Below are 6,429 nucleotides of genomic sequence, written 5' to 3' on the forward strand. Positions count from 1 at the left end.
CAGGTCCATCGTTTAATGACGGTCATAATACTTTGACGGGTCAGATCAGGCGCCGGATTGCCCGCTTGCGCCACACCAGCAGGTAATAGCCCATCTGCAAAAGGAACATGGCGCAGAACACGATGGGATAGGCGGCCCACACGCCCGTCAGGCCAACGGTGCGGCTGAGAATGATCGCCGCCGGCAGCTCGATCGCGACGATCGCGAAGATCGACAGCAGCATCGGCGTGAAGGCGACGCCGGCAGCACGCATCGCGCCTGAGAACACCGTGGCGAGGCCAAATGGCACCGAGCTCCACAGGGCGATGTCGAGCAGCGACTTTGCCAGATCGAGCACGGCGCCGTCGGTGATGAAGATCCCGAGCACCGCGCGCGGCGCGAGATAGATCAGCGCGACCAGGCCGCCGGTCAGGATGATGTTCAACGCAAGGCCGGTTCGCACGATGCCGTCGAGCCGGGCCCTGTCGCCGCCGCCGACGGCCTGGGCGCCGAGGATCGAGACCGCGATCGAAATCGACATCGCCGTGAACTGCGTATAGCCCATCACCTGGTTGACAGCGCCGTAGGCCGCGGTGGCGTTCGAGCCAAAACCGTTGACGAGGCCGAGAAGCACCAGTTCGGCGATCGCCATCACCACCATGCCGATCGCGCTCGGCAGCCCGATGCCGAGAATTTTTCCGAGCATGGCGCGATCGAGCCGGAGATGACCCAGCAATGCAGCGTCCGGTGCGAGCGCATGGTTCTTCCGCAGCAAATAGACGGCCAGCGCGATCAGCGTCAGCGCGTTGGCGATTGCCGCCGCCCATGCCGGGCTGGTGATGCCGACGGCCGGCAATCCGAAGGTGCCGCGGATCAGCATCGGCGTCAGGATCAGCCCAATCGTCGTCGATAGCGCCAGTGCCAGCAGCGGCGTGAGCGCGTCGCCGACGCCGCGGATCATCGCCGTCATCAGCAGGAAGACGAAGCCGAGCGGCATCGTGAGCAGCACGATGCGTGCATAGGCACTGGCTTGGTCCAGGATGTTTGTGGGCGTCGCGAGCATCATCATCAACTGCCGGCTGAAGATCCCGCCGACCAGCGCAACCGAGACCGACAGCAAGAGACCGACTGCGAGCGTCGTGCCCACCACGCTCTTGATCCTGCCGTGCTCGCCCGCGCCAAAAGCCTGGCCGATCAGCACGGTGGCTCCGGTGCTCAGGCCCATGACGAAGGCAAACAGGAAGAACATCACGGGGAAGAACGCCGACACCGCTGCTAGCGCGTCGACGCCGATCATCTGGCCGAGATAGACATTGCTGACGGTGCCGAACAGCGATTGCAGTGCGTTGCTCAGCATCAGCGGCGCGAGAAAGCGGAGGAATGTTGTCCAGAGCGGTTTCGGAGCAGACATGGATTTGCCTTTCATCAGGGCGTGCGAAGCCGTTGCCGCGCAATGCGCGCGGCTTGGGGCGTCGATGGGGTTGAGAGAGAAGCGCGCCTAAGCGCGGTCGCTGTAGGCGAGCTTGACGATGTGGTCGCGGATGTCGGCGGGCCAGTCGGCGATCAGTCCGGTGAAGCGTCGCCGGTCATCCGCGAACAGCGCGCGCGAGGCTTCCTCGAACTGCGGCAAATTGCCAGCCATGGTCGACATGAAATGATAGGCCGCATCGCGCGCCTGCCGCTCGCGGTCCTTGTCGCCGCTGGCGCGCCTTGCTTCGTCGACGAGTTTTCGCAGCGCGACCGAGGCGCCGCCCGGCTGCGCGCCGAGCCACTCCCAGTGCCGCGGCAACAGCGTCACCTCGCGCGCGACCACGCCGAGCTTCGGCCGGCCGCGTCCGCGCGGCTCGCTCGGTGGTTCGGTCTCCTCGACCGGGGGCGGGACAAGCTTCGCCAGGCGCGCCAGCACCTCGCGGTCCCCGCCGCGCAGGTCGAAGTCGATCGAACGGCCCGTAGCGTCCTCGGAGATGATGATGGGCTCGTCCGGCCGTTGCGCCACCCGCTTGACGACCAGTGCGACCTCTCCTGCCGGCCCGGACACCAGGCGGCGCTGGCCCTGAAAGGCGGTGAAAATCTTCTGCATTGGAATCATTGCCATTTTTGACGATGCTGGGCTCTTTAATACCCGGGTAAATTATCGACGTCAATATACCCGGGTGAAAATATCCACGCCGACGGCTCGACATTGTGTTCCCGGGCTGGCACGAACGGCCCGGACGATCGACCACGTCTAGCCTGGGGACCTCACGATGCTGACTGTTCACCACCTCAACAATTCGCGCTCACAGCGCGTGCTGTGGCTGCTCGAAGAGCTAGGCGTGCCCTACGAGATCGTGCGCTATCAGCGCCAGCCGGACATGCGCGCGCCGAAGGAGCTGCGCGCGATCCACCCGCTCGGCAAGTCGCCTGTCATCACCGACAACGGCAACACGATCGCTGAGTCCGGCGCGATCATCGAATATCTCATCGCCACCTACGGCAACGGCCGGCTGATCCCGCCGCCGAACACGCCGGAGCGGCTGCGCTTCACCTATTGGCTGCACTATGCGGAGGGCTCGGCGATGCAGCCGTTGCTCCTGAAGCTGCTGTTCACGCTGATGCCGAAGCGCGCGCCGGCGCTGCTTCGTCCGCTGGTGCGCAAGGTCTGCAACCAGGCGCTGACCGCGCTGGTCAATCCGCAGCTCAAGCAGCACATGGATTATTGGGAAGGCGAGCTTGCGAAGAGCGAGTGGTTTGCCGGCAGCGAGTTCACCGCCGCCGACATCCAGATGAGCTTCCCGCTGGAAGCCGCGCAAGCGCGCGGCGGGCTGGAGCAGGGCCATCCCAAGGCGATGGCGTTCCTGGAGCGCATTCATGCGCGCCCGGCCTATGCGCGTGCGCTGGAGAAGGGCGGGCCGTATCAGGTGGGACGGTAGTTAGCCCCGTCATTCCGGGGCGGTGCGCGTCGGCCTGCGCAAGCGTGCGCGCACTGCCTTGCCATGCAACGACGCGCTTACTGTCCTGCGGCTTCCGCGCCGCGCGTGCGCGGATCGGGCGCGCCGAGGGGACCATTCGGTGTCACGAGAATCGAATTGGCGGAGGTCTGCCCCATCGGCTCGACGATGACGTGGTCCATGGCCTTCAGCCCGGACAGGACCTCGTCGGAGAAGCCGCGCTCGATGCGCACCTCGTCCGGCAGCCATTGATGATGCAGCCGCGGCGCGGCGACGGCAGCAGCGACATCCATCTTGTAGTCGAGCACGTTCACGATCACCTGGAGCACGGTGGAGATGATCCGGCTGCCGCCGGGCGAACCGGTCACCAGTACCGGCTTGCCGTCCTTCAAGACGATGGTCGGCGACATCGAGGAGAGCGGCCGCTTGCCGGGGCCGGGCAGATTGGGCTCGTAACCGACGAGGCCGTAGGCGTTGGAGGCGCCGACCGCCGCGGTGAAATCGTCGAGCTCGTTGTTGAGCAGCACGCCGGTGCCTTCGGCAACGAGGCCGACGCCGTAGCTGAAATTCAGCGTGTAGGTGTTGCTGACCGCATTGCCGCGGCTGTCGACGACAGAATAATGCGTGGTGTTGCTGCCCTCGCGCGGCGCGTCGGCGGCGGATGCCAGCTGTTTTGACGGCGTGGCGCGATCGGTGGAAATGCCCGCGCGGAGCTTGGCCGCATAGTCCTTTGACGTGAGGGTCTCGATCGGCGCGTTGACGAAAGCGGGATCACCGAGATAGCGCGCGCGATCCGCATAGGCGCGCTTCATGGCCTCGACGAGGAGATGCAGCGATGCCGGCGATCCCTGCTTCAGATCACTGAGCTGAAAGCCTTCGAGGATGTTGAGCGTCTCCACCAGCACCACGCCGCCGGAGGACGGCAGCGGCATCGAGACGATGTCGTAGCCGCGATAGCTGCCGCGCACCGGCGTGCGGATCACCGGCTGATAGGCCTTCAGGTCGGCCGTCGTCATGATGCCGCCGGCATCCGACAGCGCCCTGGCGAGCTTCTCCGCAACCGGGCCCTCGTAAAAGCCGCGCGGCCCCTGCGCGGCGACGGCTGACAGCGTATCGGCAAGATCGCCCTGCACCAGCCGATCGCCTTCGCCGAGCGAAGCGCCGTCAGGACGTGAAAAAATCTTTGCCGAGGAAGGCCAGCGCGCGAGGCGCCGGTGCCAGCCCGGCAAGCTGTCGGCGATGTCATCGCTGACGACGAATCCGTCGCGGGCGAGCGCGATCGCCGGCTCGAGCAGCTGCGCCAGCGTGAACTGGCCCGAGCCGTATTTCTCCAACGCCAGGGAAAAACCGGCAACGGTGCCGGGCACGCCGACCCCGAGCGCGGAATCGCGAGACTTCGCCGGATCAGGTTTGCCGTCCGCACCGAGAAAGATCTGCGGCGTGGTCGCGGCCGGCGCGGTCTCGCGATAGTCGATTGTGACGTCTTCGTTATGTTCGGCGGAGTGGATCACCATAAAACCGCCGCCGCCGATATTGCCGGCGCGCGGATAGGTTACCGCCATCGCAAAGCCGGTCGCGACCGCGGCATCGACCGCATTGCCGCCGCGTCGCAGGATGTCGGCGCCGACCTGCGCGGAGATCTTCTCCTGCGCCACCACCATGCCGTGCTCGGCGGCAACGGCATGCACCGTATCGAGCGGCGGCGGAACATAAGCCCGCCGCGCATCCTGCGCGGTCGCAGGCGCAAGTCCGAGCGCCAGAATGGAGAAGAAGGCGACAAATGTCCGCCGGGTCCAATATGACGACATTATCAAATTTCCGCCGTGGCCTCGGGCAGGTTCACACGCCTCTCCTCAATGCTATACGGTTTGCGCTAAGAGAGACAAAACTGTTCGTGATGAGGACTTCGGAATGACGACGATCGCCCCCGATGTGCGCATGGCGGGCGTGCAGCGGACCTATCCGCCGCGCGCGGCTGTCGTCAGCTGGATCTTCTTCGACTGGGCCGCGCAGCCCTATTTCACGCTGATCACGACCTTCGTGTTTGCGCCCTATTTCGCGACCAGCGTTGCGCCGAATCCTGCCACGGGCCAATCGCTATGGGGCTTCGCAATGGCGGCTGCGGGTCTCGCCATCGCGCTGCTGTCGCCGGTGCTCGGGGCGATCGCGGATGCGTCCGGCCGCAGGAAGCCCTGGATCGCAGGGTTCGGCACGTTGCTGGTGCTGGCATCCTGCACGCTGTGGATCGGCAAGCCCGGCGATCCCTCGGTCATTCCGCCGTTGCTCACCGCGGTGGCACTTGCCAGCGTCGGTGCGGAATTCGCCACGGTCTTCAACAACGCAATGATGCCGACCCTGGTGCCGCCGGAGCGGATCGGCCGGCTCTCCGGCACCGGCTGGGCCACGGGTTACATCGGCGGCATCGTCAGCCTAATCATCGTGCTCGGCTTCCTCGCCGCCAACCCCGAGACCGGACGCACGCTGCTCGGCTTCAAGCCGTTGTTCGGGCTCGATCCCGCCACGCACCAGGGCGACCGCATCGTCGGACCGCTGACCGGGCTGTGGTTCATCGTCTTTGTGACGCCGCTGTTCCTGTTCACGCCGGACTATCCGGCGAAGCTGCCGGTGCGGGAGGCGCTGCGCGAGGGCCTGCTGGAGCTCAAGCAATCGATCAAGGGTCTGCCGCAGCAAAAGTCGCTCGCGGCGTTCCTGCTTGCCAACATGATCTACACCGACGGCCTGGTGTCGCTGTTTGCGTTCGGCGGCATCTACGCCGCGGGCACGTTCGGCTGGCACACGATCCAGATCGGCAGCTTCGGCATCATGCTCGCGATTGCCGGCACGTTCGGCGCATGGCTCGGCGGCAAGCTCGATGATCGTCTCGGGCCGAAGCGCGTCATTGCCGGCAGCCTGCTGGTCCTGCTGCTGTCGGTGGCGGCGATCCTTCTGGTCGACAAGGATTCGATCTTCTTCATCAAGGTCGCGCCGCCCGAGCCCGGCGGTGCGCTGTTTGCCGCCGCCGCAGAGCGCGCCTATCTCGTGCTGGGCTGCCTCATCGGCGCCGCCGGCGGTCCGCTTCAGGCGGCCTCCCGCACGCTGTTGATCCGCCTCGCGCCCAAGGATCGCATCGCGCAGTATTTCGGCCTGTTCGCGCTGACCGGGAAGGTGACGTCCTTCATCGGCCCGCTGCTGATCGGCATGATCACCGCGGCGACCGCGAGCCAGAAGGCCGGCATGGCCGTGTTGGTGGTGTTCTTCGTCGCAGGGCTGGGGCTATTGATGCGGGTGCGAGCGGAATAAAACTCCGATGTCGTCCCGGACAAGCGCAGCGAAGCGGAGCGCAGATCCGGGACCCATAACCACAGGAAGTGGTTTGGCGAAGACTCGTAGTTACCAGTTCGCGCCGCAATTTCTCCCTGGGGTTATGGGTCCCCGCCTTCGCGCTAGGGCATGCACATATCTCTGAGGCTCCATCCTGCTGCGACGGCATGGAAGTATTCGAGGCCGTTCTTGAAGGTGA

Annotated in this window: 5 protein-coding genes; 2 read left to right on the forward strand and 3 right to left on the reverse strand. The window is 65.5% G+C overall.

The features are described 5' to 3' along the window. Window positions 1–40: 40 nt before the first annotated feature. Together JQ635_RS19410 and JQ635_RS19415 are read right to left on the reverse strand one after the other, a co-directional pair. Window positions 41–1,390, reverse strand: coding sequence for an MATE family efflux transporter (locus JQ635_RS19410; RefSeq protein WP_211411416.1), 1,350 nt, complete (start codon window positions 1,388–1,390; stop codon window positions 41–43). An 87-nt stretch (window positions 1,391–1,477) separates the two neighbouring features. Continuing rightward, entirely contained in the window at window positions 1,478–2,074 is a 597-nt protein-coding gene (locus JQ635_RS19415) for a DUF2239 family protein (RefSeq protein WP_211411417.1), read from the reverse strand. Between the two features lie 151 nt (window positions 2,075–2,225). Here JQ635_RS19415 and JQ635_RS19420 point away from each other — a divergent pair, with 151 nt between their 5' ends. Continuing rightward, window positions 2,226–2,891, forward strand: a complete 666-nt coding sequence (locus tag JQ635_RS19420) for a glutathione S-transferase family protein (protein ID WP_211405171.1) — start codon at window positions 2,226–2,228, stop codon at window positions 2,889–2,891. A 77-nt stretch (window positions 2,892–2,968) separates the two neighbouring features. Here JQ635_RS19420 and ggt read toward each other — a convergent pair whose 3' ends face one another. Next, window positions 2,969–4,717 (reverse strand): gamma-glutamyltransferase, encoded by a 1,749-nt coding sequence (gene ggt, locus JQ635_RS19425; RefSeq protein ID WP_211411418.1) that lies wholly within the window; start codon window positions 4,715–4,717, stop codon window positions 2,969–2,971. A gap of 103 nt (window positions 4,718–4,820) precedes the next feature. Between ggt and JQ635_RS19430 the strand changes: the two genes are divergently transcribed. Then, on the forward strand, window positions 4,821–6,209 hold the full coding sequence (locus tag JQ635_RS19430; protein WP_211411419.1) for an MFS transporter: 1,389 nt from the start codon (window positions 4,821–4,823) through the stop codon (window positions 6,207–6,209). Window positions 6,210–6,429: the final 220 nt, after the last annotated feature.

This window comes from Bradyrhizobium iriomotense (assembly GCF_018130765.1).
GTDB classification, from domain to species: domain Bacteria; phylum Pseudomonadota; class Alphaproteobacteria; order Rhizobiales; family Xanthobacteraceae; genus Bradyrhizobium; species Bradyrhizobium iriomotense_A.

Coding starts and splice junctions, on each gene's coding strand:
- JQ635_RS19420 (WP_211405171.1), top strand. CDS start 2,226: ATGCTGACTGTTCACCACCTCAACAATTCGCGCTCACAGCGCGTGCTG.
- JQ635_RS19415 (WP_211411417.1), bottom strand. CDS start 2,074: ATGGCAATGATTCCAATGCAGAAGATTTTCACCGCCTTTCAGGGCCAG.
- JQ635_RS19430 (WP_211411419.1), top strand. CDS start 4,821: ATGACGACGATCGCCCCCGATGTGCGCATGGCGGGCGTGCAGCGGACC.
- ggt (WP_211411418.1), bottom strand. CDS start 4,717: ATGTCGTCATATTGGACCCGGCGGACATTTGTCGCCTTCTTCTCCATT.
- JQ635_RS19410 (WP_211411416.1), bottom strand. CDS start 1,390: ATGTCTGCTCCGAAACCGCTCTGGACAACATTCCTCCGCTTTCTCGCG.